The 21,293-nt window shown below is 56.2% G+C and carries 15 protein-coding genes; 11 read left to right on the top strand and 4 right to left on the bottom strand.

Annotation, left to right across the window (positions count from 1 at the left end):
- Positions 1–202: 202 nt before the first annotated feature.
- Complete coding sequence (locus IE156_RS13700) at positions 203–1,126, top strand: DMT family transporter (protein WP_189393112.1); 924 nt, start codon at positions 203–205, stop codon at positions 1,124–1,126.
- A gap of 110 nt (positions 1,127–1,236) precedes the next feature.
- Here the strand turns inward: IE156_RS13700 and recJ are convergent, their stop codons facing one another.
- Together recJ and IE156_RS13690 are read right to left on the bottom strand one after the other, a co-directional pair.
- A complete protein-coding gene (gene recJ, locus IE156_RS13695) occupies positions 1,237–2,946 on the bottom strand; it encodes a single-stranded-DNA-specific exonuclease RecJ (protein ID WP_189393111.1) in 1,710 nt (569 codons plus the stop codon).
- A complete protein-coding gene (locus tag IE156_RS13690; protein ID WP_189393110.1) occupies positions 2,928–3,875 on the bottom strand; it encodes a hypothetical protein in 948 nt (315 codons plus the stop codon). The genes recJ and IE156_RS13690 overlap by 19 nt, the downstream gene beginning before the upstream one ends.
- 42 nt (positions 3,876–3,917) lie before the next feature.
- On the opposite strand from IE156_RS13690, the gene IE156_RS13685 reads away from it, so the two are divergent.
- From IE156_RS13685 to guaB, 9 genes are all read left to right on the top strand, one after another.
- Entirely contained in the window at positions 3,918–5,192 is a 1,275-nt protein-coding gene (locus IE156_RS13685; RefSeq protein ID WP_189393109.1) for a lipoprotein-releasing ABC transporter permease subunit, read from the top strand.
- Complete coding sequence (locus IE156_RS13680; RefSeq protein ID WP_189393108.1) at positions 5,185–5,898, top strand: ABC transporter ATP-binding protein; 714 nt, start codon at positions 5,185–5,187, stop codon at positions 5,896–5,898. Before IE156_RS13685 ends, IE156_RS13680 begins: the two co-directional genes overlap by 8 nt.
- 78 nt (positions 5,899–5,976) lie before the next feature.
- On the top strand, positions 5,977–6,810 hold the full coding sequence (locus IE156_RS13675) for a TatD family hydrolase (RefSeq protein ID WP_189393107.1): 834 nt from the start codon (positions 5,977–5,979) through the stop codon (positions 6,808–6,810).
- 173 nt (positions 6,811–6,983) lie between these two features.
- Entirely contained in the window at positions 6,984–9,449 is a 2,466-nt protein-coding gene (locus tag IE156_RS13670) for a DNA internalization-related competence protein ComEC/Rec2 (RefSeq protein WP_189393106.1), read from the top strand.
- A 121-nt stretch (positions 9,450–9,570) separates the two neighbouring features.
- Positions 9,571–10,467 (top strand): alpha/beta fold hydrolase, encoded by an 897-nt coding sequence (locus IE156_RS13665; protein ID WP_189393519.1) that lies wholly within the window; start codon positions 9,571–9,573, stop codon positions 10,465–10,467.
- Positions 10,468–10,473: 6 nt separating this feature from the next.
- Complete coding sequence (locus IE156_RS13660) at positions 10,474–11,322, top strand: 3',5'-nucleoside bisphosphate phosphatase (protein ID WP_189393105.1); 849 nt, start codon at positions 10,474–10,476, stop codon at positions 11,320–11,322.
- Between the two features lie 16 nt (positions 11,323–11,338).
- Positions 11,339–11,932 (top strand): transcription elongation factor GreB, encoded by a 594-nt coding sequence (gene greB / locus IE156_RS13655; RefSeq protein WP_189393104.1) that lies wholly within the window; start codon positions 11,339–11,341, stop codon positions 11,930–11,932.
- 232 nt (positions 11,933–12,164) lie between these two features.
- A complete protein-coding gene (purL, locus tag IE156_RS13650; RefSeq protein WP_189393103.1) occupies positions 12,165–16,226 on the top strand; it encodes a phosphoribosylformylglycinamidine synthase in 4,062 nt (1,353 codons plus the stop codon).
- A gap of 43 nt (positions 16,227–16,269) precedes the next feature.
- Positions 16,270–17,730, top strand: a complete 1,461-nt coding sequence (guaB, locus tag IE156_RS13645; RefSeq protein WP_189393102.1) for an IMP dehydrogenase — start codon at positions 16,270–16,272, stop codon at positions 17,728–17,730.
- Between the two features lie 839 nt (positions 17,731–18,569).
- On the opposite strand, the gene IE156_RS13640 is transcribed toward guaB, so the two are convergent.
- Complete coding sequence (locus IE156_RS13640) at positions 18,570–19,475, bottom strand: DMT family transporter (protein WP_189393101.1); 906 nt, start codon at positions 19,473–19,475, stop codon at positions 18,570–18,572.
- Between the two features lie 97 nt (positions 19,476–19,572).
- Between IE156_RS13640 and IE156_RS13635 the strand changes: the two genes are divergently transcribed.
- Positions 19,573–20,367, top strand: a complete 795-nt coding sequence (locus tag IE156_RS13635; protein ID WP_189393100.1) for an AraC family transcriptional regulator — start codon at positions 19,573–19,575, stop codon at positions 20,365–20,367.
- On the opposite strand, the gene IE156_RS13630 is transcribed toward IE156_RS13635, so the two are convergent.
- Complete coding sequence (locus IE156_RS13630) at positions 20,364–21,254, bottom strand: alpha/beta fold hydrolase (RefSeq protein WP_189393099.1); 891 nt, start codon at positions 21,252–21,254, stop codon at positions 20,364–20,366. The two genes, IE156_RS13635 and IE156_RS13630, sit on opposite strands and share 4 nt — an antisense overlap.
- Positions 21,255–21,293: the final 39 nt, after the last annotated feature.

Raw genomic sequence — 21,293 nt, 5'->3', positions numbered from 1 at the left:
GGATGGGATAAAGCGCTGGCAACACGGGGCTGTACGGGGTGATCTGGGTAAGGTCAGGGGTACGGGCAGGTGTGAGCGAAACGGGCAACATGGCAGAGCATGTTTTTTATCCTGGAAGGCCGAGCTCGGGCGTATTGTAGACCTTGGCCTTAGCGGTATTTTGATTAGCTGCCTTGCAAGTGTGTGTATTAGGAGATCGTAGGTGAACACAGCGGGATCACGTCTGGGGGCTTATGCCTGTTTGGCTCTGTCCATGACTTTGGTGGGAAGTTACATCGCCTTGACGCGGCCTTTGGTCGCTGCCTTGCCCGTGTTTTTATTGGCTTGGCTACGTTTCGGGATTGGTGGAATTGCCATGTTGCGTTGGCTGCGCAAACCGGCCAGCGAACCTGTGCTGGATAGGCGTACCCGTGGCCTGATTTTTCTGGAGTCTTTTCTGGGCAACTTCATGTTCACCTTGTGCATGGTGACCGGCATCAGCATGACCAGTGCGGTATCTGCAGGGGTAATTCTGTCTGCTATTCCCGGCATGGTGGCTTTGTTCAGCTGGTATTTCCTGAAAGAAAGCATAGGTCCACGCACTTGGGCATCTTTGGCCTTAGGGGTGGGCGGTATCGCTTTGCTGGCTTTGGTGCAGGCTGATGATCATGGTGTGGAGCAATTAGACCCGGCTAAAATTTGGCTGGGCAATGCGCTGATTTTTTGCGCCGTTTTGTGCGAGTCTGCCTATGCCGTCATCGGTAAGCGTTTGACTGCCGTGCTTAGCCCCAAGCGCATCAGCGCGATTATCAATCTGTGCAGTTTGGTTTTAATTACCCCTCTGGGCCTATACGCCGCTTGGGGGTTTGATTTCACGGCACCGACAGGCTGGGTCTGGCCATTGCTGGTTTTCTATTCATTGGCGGCCAGTGTCTGGACAGTATGGCTGTGGATGACTGGCGTGCGTTTTGTACCAGCCTCACAGGCGGCTGTTTTTATGGTTTTGATGCCCTTGGGCACGGCGGCGGTGGGTGTGTTGGTGCTGGGAGAAAGCTTTACCACCGTGCATGTCTACGCCTTTATCTTGGCTTTGGCAGGTCTGGTATTGGCGACTTTGCCAGGCCGGTCTGCCCTTAAATCGTCCTGACTTCCCATAAAAAAACCTGCTTTGTAAAACAGCCCCGCAAAAACAGGAGATCTCTCCAAAATTTGCGGGGCTGTTTTACAAAGCAGGTTTTTAACGACGGGAGGCTTGGTTTAGCTTTGTTCTTGGGCGAACTCAATAATGAATTGCACGCTGACATTGCCATTCCATTCGTTCTGATCCAGGCGGTAGGCCGCTTCGATATTTTCAGGCAACAAGGTATCGCGATTGAACCAGATCGCATCAAAGTACTCGCCGTTACGCTCCAGGCTTAATTTCAGATGCTTGTTCTTGAGCAGACGTTGCTGGCGCACGAAGAAATTGTCGCGGAAAACCGGTGCTGGAAAGCCCGCTCCCCAGACTTGCTTTTGCAATAGTCCAGCCACCGTAATGTTGATGTGCTCGGGCTCCAGCGAACCGTCAGTTTCAATGATGGGATCAAAGTGATAGCGGCCAGTCAGCTCTTGCACGGCTTCTTCAAAAGCCTGCACAAAGACTTCGTAATTGTCTTCTTCAATCGTCAGGCCTGCCGCCATGGCGTGGCCACCGAATTTTAGAATCAGACCGGGATAGCGTTTGGACACCAAGTCCAGCGCATCGCGCAGGTGTACATCGGGAATCGAACGGCCAGAGCCTTTGATTTCTCCTTCATCGCCCTGGGCAAATGCCAGGGTAGGGCGCCAGTACTTTTCTTTCAGGCGAGATGCGACCAGACCGACCACGCCTTGATGCCATTCGGGGTGAAACACGCAAACGGTGGCGCTGGTATCCGGTTCGGCCAGCTCGGCGGCGCGCAAGGCTTCTTCACGCATGGATTGCTCAATCGAGCGGCGATCCTGGTTCATGTCTTCCAGTTCACTGGCCAGACTAGCGGCCTCCTCCTCGTCGTCTGTGATCAGGCAGCGTATGCCCAAGGCCATGTCGGCCAGTCGGCCTGCGGCGTTGATGCGGGGGCCTAAGGCAAAGCCCAGGTCAAACGCACTGGCTTGGCGTGGATCACGGCCAGCCACCTGGAACAGGGCGCGCAGCCCTGCCTGCATCTGGCCTTTGCGCATGCGCTCCAGCCCTTGGGTGACGATCAGGCGGTTATTGGCATCCAGGCTGACGACGTCGGCCACGGTGCCCAGGGCCACCAGATCAGCCAATTCATTCAGGCGGGGGCCCGCATTGGCCTCGTACACACCGCGCTGTCGCAGCTCTGCGCGCAAAGCCAGCATCAGGTAGAAAATAACGCCTACGCCAGCCAAATTCTTGGAAGGGAATTCGCAGCCGGGCTGATTGGGATTCACAATCGCCAGGGCCTCAGGCAACTCGTCACCGGGCAAGTGGTGATCGGTGACCAGAACCTGCATGCCAGCCATATGAGCGGCTTCCACCCCATCAATACTGGCGATGCCGTTATCCACGGTAATCAGCAGGTCAGGCTTGCCAGAGGGGTGTTGTTCGGCCAGTTCCACTACAGCAGGTGACAGGCCATAGCCTGTTTCAAAGCGGTTCGGGACCAGAAAGTCCACCACGGCGCCCATGCTGCGCAGTGCCCGTAGGCCCACGGCACAGGCAGTTGCGCCGTCGCAGTCGTAATCGGCAATGATCAACATGCGATCACGGCGGGCGATGGCGTCTGCCAACAGCACTGCCGCCTCTCGCGCCTGAGTCAGCAGACTAGGCGGAATCATATTGCGCCAGGCCGGATCGATCTGCGCAATGTCAGTCACGCCACGCGAGGCCAGCAGGCGGGCCATTAAATCGTGAATCCCGGCCTGTTTCAGATTTTGGCTGGCGGTTTCTTGTTCGGGACGGTTTTTCAGGATAGGGGTGACCACCACTGACTCCAGTTAGAGGTTTGTTTGAGCAGGGACAAAGGCCAAATGCGGCGCGGGAAGGGACCGACTTGAGCGTAGCGGTCCAGTCCTGTCAGCACCAGTTCCGGCACAGGCCCTGCGGCCAGGGGGGCGAGCACCGTGCGATCCAGCTCGGCCAGTTGTTGCAGCCAAAGGCCCCAGTCTTGTCGTATCAGGCTGTCTTGCAAATCATCAATAACGCGCAACTGGGCCGGTTCCGGACCCAGTTGATTACAGGTAGCACCACCAAATAGCCACAAGCTGTTTACATTGGGCAGGCCTGCCTGTTGGCGCTCCTGCTTGTCGGGCAGCGCAAAACTCAGCATTTGGAATTCATTAATCAGGCGACGCCAGGGCCGTGTTTGCACATCCTGCGTCCACCAATTATTCAAATTGCTTTGGCTGACCAGCTCTGTAGAGGCCGCTTGCACCGTAAAATCAGCCGGTGGCGTGATGCGCCAAAGCTCAGGGCTGAGGTACTCAAATTGAAAGCCGGTGCCATCCAGGTAAGGCCGAATGGCATCCAGCAGGCTGCGGCTGTAAGACTCGGACAAGGCCAGTTGTTCACTGGGTAAAAGCATGGCCCCCTCACGCGAGGGCGCAATGTGAACCAGCTCCGCCAGCCAGACGGGTTCATCCGCGGCAAGCGACTGGATTTGTTTCAACTGGCGTAGCCGCAAAGGGGCCAGACCTGCGCTAAGATGCTGGGCTTGGTGCGCCGTAAAGCCATGGGCGTGCAAAAGCCAGGATTGTGCTGGCGTGCACAGATCCACGGCCGGGTCGCGTACCGACAGCGCGCCTTTGCCCTGAGCCAGCAAGTGGATCAAGTTGGGGGCCGTCTGGGCCAAGTGTTTAATGAGTTCGCGCGCGATGGCCGGTTCCGGCAGCGCACCGTTGATTACGATCTGCATGACAGCGATTGTAGTGTTTTCTTTGAGGCGATAGCAGCTCGCATGGGATACGAATTTTGGATAGGGGCGCGGTATGCCGGTCTGGCCCGAGGCCGTAAACGGCGTGGGGGACGAAAAGACCGTTTCGTCTCCTTTATTGCGGGCAGCTCGATGGCAGGGATTGCCCTGGGGGTTGCTGCGCTGATTGTGGTGCTGTCCGTCATGAACGGTTTTCAGACCCAGGTACGGGATCGCATGTTGTCAGTTTTGCCGCATATCGAGTTGATTGTGCGTAATTCAGACCATCAGCAGGTGCTGAATGATTGGCAAGCGCTGGCCCAAAAAGCCCAGACCAATCCGGCCGTTGTGGGCTCGGCTCCCTATGTGGCGGGGCAGGGCATGCTGGTGCGGAGTAATCAGCTGATGGGGGTACAGGTGCGCGGCATTGAGCCCGACCACGAAACCAAGGTATCCGAGCTGGCCCAGCAAATGGTCATGGGGCGGCTGGAAAATCTGCGTCCCGGTACCTTTGGTATCGTGTTGGGTGAGCAGTTGGCTAACCAGCTGCGGGTCAGTACCGGTGACACGGTGATGCTGATGGCCCCTCAAGGTTCCATCTCGCCAGCCGGCTTTTCACCTCGCATGCGTCAGTTCACGGTAACGGGTGTGTTTTCCTCCGGCTATTACGAATACGACGCGAGCCTAGCCTTCGTCAACGTGGAAGATGCCGCCAAAGTATTCCGGGATAGCGGCAATAGTGGTGTGCGTTTGCGTATCAAAGATATGCAGCAAGCCCCGATGATTGCGCAGGAACTGGCCAATAAAATGCCGCGTACGGTCATGGTGTCGGACTGGACGGCCAATAACCGTACCTGGTTTGCCGCCGTACAAACTGAAAAACGCATGATGTTCTTGATTCTGGCGCTGATTGTGGCCGTAGCCGCGTTCAACCTACTGTCCTCCTTGGTGATGGCGGTGAAAGACAAGCAGTCAGACATTGCGATTTTACGCACCATTGGTGCCACCCCCAGCGAGATTGCCCGTATTTTCTTGGTGCAGGGTGCTTTGATCGGTGTGGTGGGTACCTTGCTGGGTGTAGGTTTGGGCACCTTGATTGCCTACAATATCGATGTCATCGTGCCCTTTATTGAAAACCTGATGGGTCGTAAATTCTTGCCCCAGCAGATTTACTTCATCAGCGACCTGCCTTCCAATCCGCAGGTCTACGACATTGTGTTGATTGCCATCGTTTCTCTGGTTCTGTCCTTCCTGGCCACGCTGTATCCAAGCTGGCGTGCTTCCAAGCTTCAACCCGCACAGGTGCTGCGTCATGACTGATCTTATCGCTCCCACTGTGTTGCGTGCACGCGATGTCAGCGTGCATTACGAGGAAGGCGGCAACAGTATCCAGGTACTGTCCGGGGTCAATCTGGAAGTGTGCCGTGGCGAGATGGTGGCCATTATTGGGGCATCGGGTTCGGGTAAAAGCACCTTGCTGCATGCTTTGGGGCTGTTGGATAAGCCCAATACCGGCAGCATCGAAGTCAATGGCACACAGACTGAGAGCCTGAACGAAAGCGAACGTAGTCAGCTGCGCAATAAGGTATTGGGCTTTGTGTACCAGTTCCATCATTTGTTGGCCGAGTTTGATGCGCTGGATAATGTGGCCATGCCCTTAATTGTGCGTCGTATGAAACGTAAAGATGCGCGTGAACAGGCCCAGCAGATTCTGGAGCAAGTGGGCTTGTCGCAGCGTGTGCATCACTATCCGGGGCAGTTGTCCGGTGGTGAGCGTCAGCGCGTTGCTCTGGCGCGTGCCTTGGTAACGCGACCAGCTTGCGTGCTGGCAGACGAACCTACCGGGAATCTGGACCGTTACACGGCAGAAGGCATGTTCGAGCTGCTAAGTCGGGTGAATGAAGAGTTCGGCACAGCCTTTGTTATCGTCACTCATGACCAGGCTTTGGCCTCCTTGGCTCATCGCCAATTAGTCATGGATAAGGGTTTTCTGACTCAGGAAATCAAGACCGACCGCCGGTCTTAATCGCCAGCAGGGGCGCGGTCCTCAGTACCGCGCCTATCGACTTGCAGGGCTGGCCTGGTTCTTGTGGGGAGTCTCGCTATGCTTATCGATACGCACTGTCACCTGGATGCCCCCGAGTTTGCTCAAGATCGTGAGCAGGTCATTGAACGCGCCCGTCTAGCAGGGTTGCGTTCGATTGTGGTGCCCTCTGTAGGCGTATTCGACTTTCAAGCAGCTCGAGAGACAGCGCTGGCAGCAACTGGCGGTGTTTATGCCTTGGGTATTCACCCCTTGTTCTCTCCCCAAGCCGGTGCTGAAGATTTAGAGGCTCTGGAACAAGAAATCCAGCGTCGTCTGGATGATCCACGCTTTGTTGCTTTGGGTGAAATCGGTCTGGACTATTTTGTTCCTGCACTGAAAACAGAAGCAGCCAGTCGTCATCAGGAGTGGCTGTATGAAGCCCAGTTGTCGTTGGCGCAGCGCTATGGCTTGCCCGTGCTCTTGCATGTGCGCCGTTCTCAAGATCGGGTGCTGAAATATCTGCGGCAGTTTCCTGATGTTGGTGGAATTGCCCATGCTTTTAATGGCAGCGAGCAGCAGGCACAGATGTTTGTGCGACAGGGCTGTGCGCTGGGTTTTGGCGGGGCCATGACCTTTGCTCGCGCCAAACAGATTCGTCGTCTGGCACAGGACATGAGTCTGGACGATATCGTGCTGGAGACGGACGCACCGGATTTGGCCCCGTCCTGGCTGGTAAAGCCGGGGACCCCGTTGGCGTCGGTTCGCAATGAACCGGCTGAAGTAAAAGGGATTGCGGAAAGTTTGGCTGAATTGCGCGGCATGGAAGTGGCGGATGTCATTGCCCGGACCGGAGCAACAGCCCGCCGGGTCTTACCTAGATTGGATGCGTTTTTGTCCGTTCAGGGGTATTAAGTTCATCGCCGCTATTGTCTTTGAGCCTTGTTTTTATCCTCTCAGTGAACGGAGTGTATTTCTCCTTAGGTATGAGCCGAGGTCGACAAAACCAGCCTGAACTAGCCAGCTGACACTGCCTGAACCTCTACGCTAGAGATTTGCGTGGAGGTCACGATGACAGGGCAGAGCTCATGATAGGACGCGCCTGTTTGGCCGCCTTTGTGGCTGCAGCCACCTTTACTCATTTCCTGGCACCGTCTTATCTAAATCTGCCTGTCTGGATTTGGCTGGTGGCTATTTTGCTGGCCTTGCTGCTGGCTCTTCGCTTCCCTCTGGGCTATGCGCTGGTCTTGGCGTGTTTAGGGTCAAGCTATAGCGTCTGGCATATACAAGACAGATTGAGCCAAGCTGTGCCTGCTGCTGATATTAATAAAGTCAGCCGTGTGGAACTGGAAATCCAGTCTTTGGTGCACATGGGGCCAGCCTACAGGCAGTTTCAAGCAAGAGTCCTTAGCTCCCAGCCGCCCGGTTTACCTGAGCAAGTTCTGGTGCGCTGGACCGCTACCCAACGTCATTCCCTGTACCGCGAGCCTGCTATCCAACATTTTCCGGAGCTGATGCCTGGTCAGCGCTGGCGTATGTCTTTATTAGTCCGGCCACCTCAAGGAGCACGCAATCCGCACGGCTTTGATGCTGAGCGGCATGCCATCACTCAGGGCTGGCGGGCAGTGGGGAGCGTGCGGGGCCAGCCCCAAGAGATGGAGTTCGACCCAGCTCATTCCTGGGCCACTTGGACCGAGCGCCTGCGTCACTCTTTGCGAGCAGCATTGATGCCCTATGTGCAAGAGCGGCGCTGGGGAGGGGTGATGCTGGCTTTGTCCTTGGGCGATCAAGCCAGCATAGCTGCACCCGATTGGGTGACCTTTAACCGTAGCGGCTTGACGCATCTGGTGTCCATCAGCGGTACTCACGTTACGTTCCTAGCGGTCTTGCTAGCCGGTTTAGTGTCTTGGTGCTGGCGGCGTGTTCGTTGGCGACGCTGGGCATTGGCCGAACAGATTCCAGCTCAAGTTGCGGCTACTTGGATCGGCATTGCAGGGGCGGGCGCATATTGCGTCATTGCCGGTTGGGGCGTTCCCGCCCAACGTACTTTTTTGATGCTACTGGTGGTAGGGCTGTGTCGCATTCGCGGTTTGCATTTGGGCGCTAGCCGGATTTTATTGATCGCAGCGTTCGTTGTGGTTTTACACGATCCTTGGGCGGGGCTGACAACGGGTTTTTATCTCTCCTTTGCCGCCGTGTCCGTCTTGTTTGCTTTTGCTCATCTGATGGGGCAAGTACCGTCGGCAGGTTCCATGTGGCAGCGCTGGGGTCGACGAATTTGGTTTGCGATTCAGCTGCAAGTGTTGATTACCTTGGCTTTGCTGCCCGCTTTGGCTCCGCTATTTCACGAGATATCCCTGGCTTCTTTACCAGCCAATGCTTACGCCATCACGTTGATCGGCTCTGTGGTTACGCCATTGGTGCTGGCGTTGCTGATTTTGGTGGCAATACAAGCGCCGCCAGAGTGGTGTGAGCGTGTGGCCCAGGTCGCCCATGCGGTTCTGGATTTGACGATGCAACCCACTGTCTGGCTAGCAGAGCGCAGTTTAGCCAGCGTGCCTGTGCCAGCGCAGCATTGGGCTTGGACCGTGCTGGCGTTGCTGGGTGTGTTACTGATGCTTTTGCCGAAAGGATTTATGTCACGCTTAAGTGGCTTGTCACTTCTGATACCTGCGCTGGCGCTACGTCCCCCTTTATTGCAGGAAGGGGACTGGGACCTGTTTGCCCTGGATATTGGGCAGGGTAGCGCCGTGGTGCTGCGCACCCGCAGCCAAGTGCTTTTGTTTGACGTGGGAAACCGCTATGGCCCCGATTCGGACGAAGGTAAGCGCAGCATTGCGCCTTGGCTGAAAGCCAAAGGAATAGGCCGTGTAGATACCTTGGTGCTATCTCATGCCGATATGGACCATGTGGGTGGAACTCGCAGTGTTTTGCAGGCCGTTCCCATTAGCCGCTCGTACAGCAGCTTTGATCTGGATGCGCATTTGAACCGCGAAGAGCGTCTACTGGGAGTCATGTCCGGCTCCACGGTTCGCCCGGAACAGGCGTTGCGCTGCCAGCATGAGGTGAGCTGGGAGGTGGACGGTGTGCGTTTTCGTTTCTGGTGGCCGCCAGCAGATGAGGCCAGTTTTAAAGCCGCCTATGGCAGCCAGGAAGACAAAAACGCCATCAGCTGTGTGCTGGAGGTTCAAGGCGCGCGGCACAGTGCTTTACTCTTGGGCGACGCAGGGGTGGCCCAAGAGCAGGCCATGCTGGCGGCAGGTCTGGAGGCAGTGGATGTTGTTGTGGTCGGGCATCATGGCTCGCGGACTTCCTCGGGGGCTCACTTTGTGAAACGCATGCAGGCTGGACTGGCAATTGCGCAATTAGGCTGGTGGAACCGCTTTAGCCATCCTCATGCTGTTGTCCAGGCACGGTGGGAGCGCTCCGGTGCTTTGTTTCTACGCACAGACCAATGGGGTGCGTTGACGGTTGAGTCGCGTCCTTCGGCCCTGTATTACTTTGGCGAGCGGGACCGATACGCCCGCTACTGGCAGTCACCAGCGCCACCCTGACGGCAGGACAGAAACGGCATAGTAAAGCCCCTCGGCTGGGCTACAATGCTCCTTTATTTGTCAAATTCTGGTCTGAGCGTTCATGACAACTGATCTTCAGGATCCGCGCCTTAATTGGGTGATGTGTGCCAGTGCTTCGGGCACGCACCGCATGGCGTACTGGGAGTGGGGCGATCCCAATAACGACCAGGTCTTGATGTGCGTGCATGGTTTGACGCGTACTGGCCGGGATTTTGATCAATTAGCCCAGCGCCTATCCAAGCGCTACCGCGTAGTGGCCCCCGATATCGTCGGGCGCGGCCGCTCTGACTGGCTGATTGATCCGGCTGCTTACGCCATCCCCCAATATGTAGCCGATATGCTGGTGCTGATTGCCCGCTTGAAGCCAGCCCGATTGGATTGGGTGGGGACTTCCATGGGTGGTTTGATTGCTTTGGGATTGCAGGGGGCGCAAGCCATGTCGGCGCTGCTGCGTCCTGCTCGCCCCGGTCCAGGCTTGCCATCGGCACCGTTGCAACTGCCTTTGGGGCGTGTCGTTCTGAACGATGTAGGCCCCGCTCTGGATATGACGGGTTTGCAACGTATCAGTCAGTACGTCGGTCAGTCCGTGCTATTTGATACCTTCGAGCAGGCAGTGGATTACGTACGCTCGGTCTCGGCTTCGTTTGGTGAGCATTCCTCCGAGGAGTGGACCGATATATCCCGCCATGTGTTTGTAGAGCACGAAGGCAAGTGGCGTCGACATTACGATTTGCGCCTGTCGCAGGCCTTTGCCCAGCAGGCGGATGTAGATCTGGAAGCGGCTCAGGCTTTGTTGTGGGGGGCTTACGAAGGCTTGCCAGACAAAGTCTTGATTGTGCGTGGTCAGGAGTCTGATCTTCTGACTCCCGACGTCGTTCAGGAAATGTTGCAGCGCCACCCCAACTCGCAGTTGGTGACGATTCCAAAGGTAGGACATGCGCCCATGCTGCGCAATGCCGAACAAATTGACCACATCGACTATTTTTTAGCTGGATAGCCCCCTATGAGTGTTCAGGCCCGTTTACCCGTTGATTTGCATTGCCATTCCATTTACTCAGATGGCGTGTTGAGTCCCGCGGAACTGGCCCAGCGTGCGCATGCTAATGGCGTGCAACTGTGGGCTTTGACGGACCATGACGAGGTAGGTGGCCTGAAGCTGGCACGCCAACATGCTCAGGAGCTGGGCATGCGCTTTGTGGACGGGGTGGAAATCTCGGTCACCTGGGCGAATAAAACTGTCCATATTGTGGGTCTGGGTATCGATCCGGAGCATCCTGCCCTGTGCCGTGCTTTGCATGATATTCGTGCGGGTCGCGGGCAGCGAGCCCGTTTAATGGGCGAGCGCCTGGCAGAACTGGGTTTTCCCAATGCCTATGAAGGTGCCGTACCTTTTGCGGCCAACCCTGAACTGATTAGCCGTACTCACTTTGCTCGTTATTTGGTTCAGCAAGGCTATTGCGTTGATATGAACGAGGCGTTTCGCCGCTATCTAGCCGACGGTAAACCGGCTGCGGTTGAGACCGTGTGGGCGAGCCTGGAAGAGGCCGTCACCTGGATACGGGATGCGGGCGGCAAAGCAATCATTGCCCACCCCGGCCGTTACGAGCTGGACGAAACCCGCAGCCATGTTTTGTACACCCAGTTCCTGGAATTGGGGGGTGTGGGCATTGAGGTATTGACAGGCAGTCACTCTCCGCAGGAATACAGCGTCTACGCCCAAGTGGCGCGCAGCTATGGTTTTGAAGTGTCCTGTGGCTCGGATTTTCATGGCCCTAAAGAAGGGCGAGTGGATTTGGGCGGTTTGCCGCCTTTGCCCTCGGGCTTGAAACCCGTCTGGCAGGAGTGGCTCTAGCAGGAGCCTTGAAACTATGAATAAAGCCTTTGTGAAAGAGTCCGATCAGGACGATGACGACGATCTGGATTCCCCAGCCAGCGCATTGCCCAGCGGCACCAAAAACTACATCACCGTGATGGGTTATCGCCGTTTGCGTGGCGAGTTAAGCCATTTAATGAATAAAGAGCGACCTGAGGTCGTGCAAATCGTCTCTTGGGCAGCGTCCAATGGCGACCGCTCCGAGAATGGCGATTATCTCTACGGTAAAAAGCGCCTGCGTGAAATTGATCGCCGAATCCGCTTTTTGACTAAACGCCTGGAAATTGCTGAAGTGGTTGATCCCGGCCTGCAGCCCAATCCGGATCAGATCTTTTTTGGTGCAACAGTTGTCTATAGCGACAGCCAGGGCGAGGAATTCACCATCACTATTGTGGGGGTGGATGAGGCCGAGCCGTTGCAAGGCCGCATCAGCTGGATTTCCCCCGTGGCCCGTGCCTTGATCAAGGCACGTGAGGGCGACACCGTAGTGCTGCGTACCCCGGCCGGTAAAGAAGAACTGGATATTCTGGAAGTGTCTTACCCGGACCCGGCACCTGCTCCCGATCTGGATGGAGACAGCCCGATTTGAGCGCCGTCCCTGGTCCGTATTGGAGATTGCGGGGCGCTAATCGCTCCGGCCCCTCAAGACGTCTGGTCGAGCTTGCCGGGTTTGCTGCGTTTCCAGCTGTGGCCGCGCTGTCTGCTCTTGAACTGAGTTTTCCCTTTTTGTGCACGCCATTTACCGATGTGACCGCTTGCGTCGCTTCCGGGTAAAATGGCGTGTTTTCTATTTCTCCCACCTTTTTTGCCCCTCTCGTATCGTGAGCCAAATCCTGTACTTCCCCGGTTCGTCCGTGCTCTCCGCATTTCGTCGTGAGCGTTTGCTAGAGCGTGTCGAGCAGCGTCAACTGCCTGTTGCCGACATTCTTGCCCTGCACGAATACTACGTCTGGACTGAAGAGTCCGGCCTGGATGCCAGTGCGCGTCAGCACCTCAGCGATCTGCTGGACGATGGTCTGCCCGCGCTTGACCCTCAGCCGCCTAAAGGCGCCTTGGTTCTGCGGGTGGTGCCTCGTTTGGGCACTGTGTCCCCCTGGGCCAGTAAAGCGACTGATATCGCCCGCAACTGTGGCTTGAATGCGGTTCGCCGCATCGAGCGTGGTGTGCGCTACATCATTACCCCCAAGCGTGGCTTGCTGGGTAATAAAGAGCTGGATCAGGCACAGTTGGAGCAATTAGCTGCTCTGCTGCACGACCGCATGACTGAAACGGTGGTGGGTCTGGATTTTGACGGTCAGGACTTGTTTACCCAGTTGGAAGGCAAACCTATCCAGACGGTCGACATTCTGGGCGGCGGCGTAGCGACTTTGCAGCAGGCCAACGAAGAAATGGGCCTGGCTTTGTCTGTAGATGAAATTGAATACCTGATGGATGCGTTCAGCCGTCTGGGTCGTAACCCACACGATGTTGAGCTGATGATGTTTGCGCAGGCTAATAGCGAACACTGCCGTCACAAGATTTTTAATGCGCAGTGGGTCATCGACGGCCAAAGCCAGGGCAAGACGCTCTTTGGCATGATTCGCGAAACCCATGCGGCTCAACCAGAAAATACGGTGGTAGCGTATTCGGATAATGCCGCCATCATGACGGGCGGCCCCGCCACGCTGTTCCACGCCGGTATTAATGACCAGGCCAATGAGCCTGTGTATCAGCGCCACGAAGCCTTGGTGCACACCTTGATGAAGGTGGAAACTCATAATCACCCCACGGCGATTGCGCCGTTTCCAGGTGCCTCTACCGGTGCCGGTGGCGAGATTCGTGACGAAGGTGCAACAGGCCGTGGTTCCAAGCCCAAAGCGGGTTTGACCGGCTTTACCGTGTCCAACCTGTGTTTCCCCGAGCAGATGGAACCTTGGGAAAAAGACTCCCACGGCATCCCTGACCGTATTGCCAGCCCGCTGGACATCATGATTGAAGGCCCGATTGGTGGTGCAGCCTTCAATAACGAATTTGGTCGCCCCAATTTGTTGGGCTACTTCCGTACCTTTGAACAGACAGCAGGCGATCAGCGCTGGGGCTACCACAAGCCCATCATGATTGCCGGTGGCTTGGGCTCGATTGATGATCGCCTAACCCACAAAGATCCACTACCTGTCGGTGCCTTGTTGATTCAGCTGGGTGGCCCCGGCATGCGTATCGGTATGGGTGGTGGTGCCGCTTCCAGTATGGGCGTCGGTGCCAACCGTGCCGAACTGGATTTTGACTCGGTTCAGCGTGGTAACCCGGAAATGGAGCGCCGTGCCCAGGAAGTGATCGACCGCTGCTGGCAGCAGGGCGAGAACAACCCGGTTATTGCTATCCACGACGTGGGGGCGGGTGGCTTGTCCAACGCCTTCCCAGAGCTGGTGAACGATGCCGAACGTGGTGCTATTTTTGAGTTGACCCGCGTTCCTTTGGAAGAGTCGGGCCTGTCGCCTGCAGAAATCTGGTCCAATGAATCGCAGGAACGTTACGTTCTGGCTATTTTGGCCAAGGATTTGCCGCGTTTTGAGCGTATCGCCCAGCGCGAGCGTTGCCCTTTTGCTGTCGTCGGTGTCGCCACTGAAGAGCGCCAATTGCGTGTGACCTTCGGCGAAGGTTTGCCTGGCGTGGACGAAGTGCATACTCCCAAGAGCATTGAAGAGCGTCCAGTTGACGTGCCTATGGATGTGATTCTGGGTAAGGCCCCACGCATGGAACGCGACGTCAAGCGTCTGGAAGGCGTCGCTGAGCCCTTGGACCTGACTGTTATTCCGCTGACCGAAGCCATGCATCGGGTGCTGCGTCATCCCACCGTGGCCAACAAAACATTCTTGATCAGCATTGGTGACCGCAGTGTGGGTGGCCTGTGCAGCCGCGATCAAATGGTGGGCCCATGGCAAGTGCCGGTGGCTGATTGCGCCGTGACCCTGGCCGATTATGAAGGCGTACGTGGCGAAGCCATGTCCATGGGCGAGCGTAGCCCTAGTGCCATGATTGATCCCGCTGCCTCGGGTCGCATGGCCGTGGCAGAAGCCTTGACCAACTTGGTCGCCAGCGATGTGCGCGATCTGAAGGACGTCAAACTGTCGGCTAACTGGATGGCTGCTTGCGGCGTAGATGGTCAGGATGCTGCCTTGTTTGATACCGTCCAGGCCGTTAGCCAGTGGTGCCAAAACCTGGGTCTGTCCATTCCCGTGGGTAAGGATTCCTTGTCCATGCGCACCAGCTGGGAGCAGGATGGTGAATCCCTTCAGGTGATTTCTCCCGTTTCCCTGGTGGTGACCGCTTTTGCTCAAGTGGCTGACGTACGCCGCACCTTGACTCCTCAACTGCAGACCACTCAGGGCGATACTGCCTTGGTCTTGATTGATCTGGGGCAGGGCAAGCAGCGTATGGGCGCTTCGGTGCTGGCTCATGCCTTCAATCAGGTCGGACAGTCCGTTCCTGATATGCAGGATGCTGAAGCCATGTTGGCTTTTGTGAAGGTCGTCCGTCAATTGGCCGACCAGGAACTGATTTTGGCTTATCACGACCGTTCCGACGGTGGTCTGGCTGCGACAGTGGCCGAAATGGCCTTTGCAGGTCACACTGGTGTATCCGTCAATCTGGATATGCTGACCATCGATCCGCATGCCGCCGACTGGGGCGATTACAAGATTCGTGCCGAGCAAGTATCGGTACAGCGCGATGAAATTACCTTGCGCGCCTTGTTCAACGAAGAAGCCGGTGCTGTTATTCAAGTCCCTCTGGCCAAGCGAGATCTGGTCATGCAAACCCTGCGTGAAGCCGGTTTGTCTGCCCACTCTCACGTTATTGGCAGCTTGAACAAGACTGATCAGGTCGAGTTCTACCGCGATGGTGCTTGCATTTACCAAGCCCCACGCATTGAATTGGCCCAGCAGTGGAGTGAAGTTAGCCGCCGCATCATGGAGCGTCGCGACAACCCCGCGTGCGCACAGGCGGAATTCGAGCGTTGGCAAGATGTTAAAGACCCCGGCATTACTCCCCGTGTGATCTTTAACCCGCAAGAAGACATTGCGGCGCCGTTCATCGCCACAGGAAAACGCCCACGCGTTGCCATCTTGCGCGAGCAGGGTTGCAATAGTCAGGTTGAAATGGCCTGGGCCTTTGATACCGCCGGTTTCGAGGCCGTTGACGTACACATGACAGATTTGCTGTCGGGCCGCGCATCGCTGGAAGGCATGCAGGGCATGGTGGCTGTGGGTGGTTTTAGCTACGGTGACGTGCTGGGTGCAGGCGAGGGCTGGGCCAAGACCATTCGCTTCAACAGTCAGTTGTCGGATCAGTTTGCGGCTTTCTTTGGTCGCAGCGACACCTTTGGTCTGGGTATTTGTAACGGTTGCCAAATGATGGCGGCCTTGGCCCCCATGATCCCCGGTGCCGAATTCTGGCCACGCTTTACCCGTAACCAGTCGGAAAAATACGAGGCACGCTTCTCTAGCGTAGAGATTGCCGCTTCGCCATCGCTGTTCTTCAGGGGCATGGAAGGCACACGCTTGCCGGTTGCTGTGGCACACGGCGAAGGCTTTGCCAACTTCCAACGTCAGGGCGATGCGTCCAAAGTGGCTGCTGCTGTGCATTTTGTGGACCACCTCGGTCAGCGTACCGAGCAGTATCCGCTGAACCCTAACGGTAGCCCCTACGGCTTGACCGGTGTGACCACGGCTGATGGCCGCTTCACCATCATGATGCCGCATCCTGAGCGCGTGACGCGCAACGTCATGATGTCCTGGACGCCAGCGCAGTGGGGCGCGGCTGATCAGGGCGCTGAACAGATGGCAAATGGTGGATTTACTCCCTGGATGCGGATGTTTCGCAACGCTCGGGTCTGGATTGCGTAAATACTTGCGCGTATAATCGATTTTTGGACGGAGTAATAAAAGCATGCGTCTCATCAAGAAAGCACTGACCTTCGACGATGTGTTGTTGGTCCCCGCTTACTCCGAGGTTCTGCCTCGTGATACATCCTTGCTCACCCGCTTCACGCGGGACATCACCCTGAATATCCCGCTGGTTTCGGCTGCCATGGACACGGTAACCGAAGCGCGCTTGGCCATTGCCATGGCGCAGGAAGGCGGTATCGGGATCATTCACAAAAACATGACGGCGGATGCCCAGGCACGTGAAGTTGCACGTGTGAAGCGTCACGAGTTCGGTATTGTGATTGACCCGGTCACGGTTACGCCCACTATGAAGGTGCGCGATGCCATCAATCTGCAGCGTCAGCACGGTATTTCCGGTCTGCCTGTGGTTGAAGCCGGCAAGCTGGTGGGTATTGTCACCAACCGCGACTTGCGCTTTGAAGACCGCCTGGATCTGCCCCTGCGTGATGTGATGACGCCTCAAGAGCGTTTGATCACCATGCACGAAGGCGCCACGCTGGATGAAGCTCAGGCTCTGATGCACCAGCACCGTCTGGAGCGTGTGCTGATCGTGAACGATCAGTACCAGCTGCGCGGTCTGGCAACGGTTAAAGATATTGTCAAAAACACTGAACATCCGCTGGCTAGCAAAGACAGCCACGGTCAGCTGCGCGTTGGCGCTGCGGTCGGTGTCGGTGACGGTACTGAAGAACGTGTCGAGAAGTTGGCTGCGGCCGGTGTGGACGTGGTGGTGGTGGACACCGCCCACGGTCACTCCCGTGGCGTGATTGAACGTGTTCGTTGGGTCAAGAAAAATTTCCCTCGCATTCAGGTTATCGGTGGCAACATTGCGACTGCTGATGCGGCTCGTGCCCTGGTCGAGGCCGGTGCAGATTGCGTCAAGGTCGGTATCGGCCCTGGCTCTATTTGCACGACTCGTATTGTGGCCGGTGTGGGTGTCCCTCAGATCACTGCGATTGCTGATGTTGCCAAGGCGCTGGAAGGTACAGGCGTGCCTTTGATTGCTGACGGCGGTATCCGTTTCTCCGGCGACGTGTCCAAGGCTTTGGCCGCTGGCGCTTCGGCCTGCATGATGGGCGGTATGTTCGCGGGTACGGAAGAGTCTCCTGGTGAAGTTGTTTTGTTCCAGGGTCGTTCGTACAAGTCCTATCGCGGTATGGGTAGCTTGGGTGCGATGGTGGACGGTTCGGCCGACCGCTATTTCCAGGACCCTTCGAATAACGCTGATAAGCTGGTTCCTGAAGGTATTGAAGGTCGCGTGCCTTACAAGGGCAGTGTTATTGCCATCATTTACCAATTGGTGGGTGGTGTGCGTGCTTCCATGGGCTACTGCGGTTGCAAATCGATTGATGAGTTGCATGCCAAGGCCGAGTTCGTGGAAATCACTTCCGCAGGTGTACGTGAATCGCACGTGCATGATGTGCAGATCACTAAGGAAGCGCCTAATTACCGCGCAGACTGATCTTAGCTAGTCTCTTGCATGCCAGAAACCGCCAGCCTTTGGGTTGGCGGTTTTTTTTGTGTTTGCTGTCTTTGTATCGGTTTTTGCCTTTGCCTTTGTATTTGGGAGGGCTGGGTCTCAGAAGAGACGCCTCTTAGGGCCTGGGTTTGGGGCGTTGGGCGGACTACTTGCCGGTGCTGCGCACCGGTGCCCTTGTCGGTGTCCGGGTCCGGGCGCGCTCTGAACTCACCCGATGATTGGTCCCCCGGACCAATCACAAGCGTCGGGCTCGAACAGCAGAGCGCTTGCACCCCGGATCCAGACACCGCCTGCGGCAAGTAGTCTGACTCGCCCAACGCCCCAAACCCAGGCCCTAAGAGGCTCAGACTGAGGGGGATATGGCAGCTTCTGTTCTTCTGGTGGGTTTACGGAGGGAGTGGCGTGAGAGGAGTAATAATTTGGTCAGGAAAATGCTTGATGGCAATGATGGAGAAGGGATAGCGCGAAAGGAGTGGCGAACAGGAAAGGCGGTTGCTGCGTGCTTATGCCTAATTGCAGAAGAGGGTGGCTGTTAGTGGTAAGTGGTTCGTGGAATGAGGTAGTAAATGATATCGGCTAGTAAAAATCGCCCTTTTGATAAAAGGGCGGCTTACTTCAGGAATGCGTGGTGCGCCTATCCTAAAATTGCTAATCGGCTAATCGGCTAATCGGCTAATCGGCTAATCGGCTAATCGGCTAATCGGCTAATCAGTCAATCAGCCAGCCATCTTGCAACTGGTTATTTGCTCAAGTAGTTAGTTTTCTGCCAGCTACTTCCCAACCAATTGATGTCGGGATGGAGAGCCAGGGCTTCTATTTTTTTATTCTGCTACTGCCGGTTTGGTTTTGAACAGCCACCGTTGCGGTGGCCATTGAGCCAGAATTACACCCGTTAGAGTCAGCAAGCCACCGCTGACATGATGTGCTCCCAGTGTTTCGCCCAGTAGAGGGATAGCTAGCATCGCCGTCATGAAGGGCAGGATGTTTAGAAACAGGCTGCATCGAGCTGGCCCCAGCCGTGTGATGCCTTGAATCCAGCAGTAGGGCAGCAGTACGGATGCCAGAATGCCTGCGTAAAGAATCAAGGGAACAGTCTGTTCATTTAATTGGGTTTGTTCGACGGGCAGCCAGAAAAATACTGGCAGCAAAGTGATTAATGCTCCCCAAGCCTGAAGGTAGGTCGATTGCCAGGCAGGTACGGTGATGTGCCATTTTTTCAAGAAGACGCTGTAAAAGGCGTAGCTCAATGCGGCGGTCAACATCAACAAGTCGCCAGAGCGTACGCCTTGGCTTAACAGTTGTATGGGATGGCCGCCGCTAATTAACCAGACGGTGCCAAATAAGGCGATCAGTGCACCAGGCAGCATGCCGCGAGCCCCCGTTCCGGGCAGTAAAAGGCGAGTCGTCATCAGGGTCAGCAAGGGTGTCAGGGCTGTAATCACCGCCATATTTGTTGCGCTGGTGCTGGCCGCCGCCCAGTAAGACAGGCATTGATAAAAGGCCATGCTCAGAAAGCCCAGAAAAAGCAGTTTGGGCAGTTGAGGGCGGATTGAGTGCCAGTGACGCCAGACAGGTCGGGCTGCAAACAGGCTCATGATGGATAGTGCCAGTACGACTCGATAAAAACTCATGGCGGGGGCTGCGATCAGGCCGTGCGCCATTTTGGAAACAATCACGTTGCCGGACCATAAAAGCATGGTCACCAGTGGATAGGCATAGTTGCGCATAAGAAGCATCCGTTCAAAAGGAAGACGTATGCTCGCTGTAGACCGGTCTGCCTGTCTTTCGCTAAACTGACTTGCTTTAGCGCAAATGAGACAGCTTATGGTCGATCCTCTTATTCATATGCCCGTTGAGCTGGCTAAGATGCCTATTAGTGGTTTGGCGGCAGATTATCCAGACGGCCACCTTATTGAGGAGCACCAGCATGTGCGCGCTCAGTTCTTGTATGCCGTGCAAGGGGTGATGGTGATTGATGCGCAAGAGGGGCGTTGGGTTGTCCCGCCGAGCCGTGGGGTCTGGCTGCAACCTGGGCGTCCCCATACTGTGCGTATGCGTGGTCAGGTCAAAATGCGCACGATCTTTGTCGATGTAGATGCTGCACCGGGTCTGCCGACGCGTAATTGTGTGCTGGATGTTAGTCCCTTGTTGCGGGAGCTGGTTCTGGAAGCCAGTCGGATTCCTTTGGTGTACTCGTTGGATAGTCGGGACGGCCGTTTGATGCGTTTATTGCTGGATGAGCTACGCGAATTGCCTGTGTTGCCGTTTCACCTTCCCTGGCCGGAAGAGCAGCGTTTGCTGCTGGTGTGTCGTCAGTTAGAAGCCAGTCCTGATGACGACAGAGATGCCAACGCTTGGGCGCAGCAACTCGCGATGAGCGTTAAGACTTTCCATCGCCTGTTTCGCCGCCATACCGGTATCAGCTTTGGGCAATGGCGTCAGTTCGCCCGCCTATTGGGTTCTTTGGAAGGCTTGGCAGCTGGTGAACCTGTTGTACAGGTGGCTCTGCAGCACGGTTACGCTAGTCAAAGTGCGTACGCCGCCGTGTTCCGGCGGCATTTTGGAGTGACTCCCAGGGAGTTCTATCGCTCTCAAGAAAATGTGAGCAAGACGGATTAGTCCGCCAGCTCCAGCAATAATCGGGACAGCATATCGGGGTGGGTCATCAAGGCGCAATGCCCGCTTTCCAGCTCCCGGTATTCCCAATCTTTCTGCTGGCTAGCCCATTCCCGGGAGGTATCTACACCTCTGAAGGCCGGTTGTGTGCAAGAGATATATGAGCAAGGCCGGCCATTGCCAATGACAGGGTTTTGCAAGCGCAGGGACGAGCGATAAACGCTAAGAGGCTGGGGGGTTAAGCGGTTGCCTACAAAATGCAGGTCGTCTGTAGCATGCAGGCCTAGCGCGCTAAGTGGAGGAGGGGGGACGGCAGGAATTGCACTTTTACCAGCGGAGGCCACCATGCTGTCTACGATCTTTTCGGGCAAGGTATCGAAGGTGCTTGTGCCGTTGGGCAGGATAAAGGCATCCAGATAAATTAGCTGTCGAATGCAGCGTGGCAGCACATCTGCTACGCCGCTAATGACTAGCCCGCCAAAGCTGTGGCCGACTAAAACCACGTTGGAGAGTTCCTCCCAACGTATCAAATTAGCGACATCGTCCACAAAGGTGTTCAGGGTAATGTCCGGGCTGAGCAAGTGGCTGCGTTCCCCCAGGCCAGTTAGTGTGGGAGTAAAGACTTGATGCCCTTTAGCTCGTAATCGGGCAGCCAGGCGGGACCAGCACCAACCGCCATGCCAGGCTCCGTGAACCAATACAAAAGTCAGGCTATCGGATACCTCGTCCGTATTTTCCTGGCATTCATAGACAAAGCTGTGCGAATGATCTCCGGAAGGGCCGGAACCAGGGATATAGCTGCCACCGCCTTGCTGTTGACCGGCCTGCTGAGGTCGGGATTCCTGGTGTTCATTGAGCTCGCTCTGATGAGGGGTACGACTCGAAGACATGCTGAAACTCCCAAAATGGCTGCATGTACTGTAGCTGCC

Origin of the sequence: Alcaligenes pakistanensis (genome assembly GCF_014652815.1) — a bacterium.
GTDB lineage: Bacteria > Pseudomonadota > Gammaproteobacteria > Burkholderiales > Burkholderiaceae_B > Alcaligenes > Alcaligenes pakistanensis.
The sequence above is the reverse complement of the archived record's forward strand: the minus strand, read 5'-3'. Positions and strand labels throughout refer to the sequence as shown.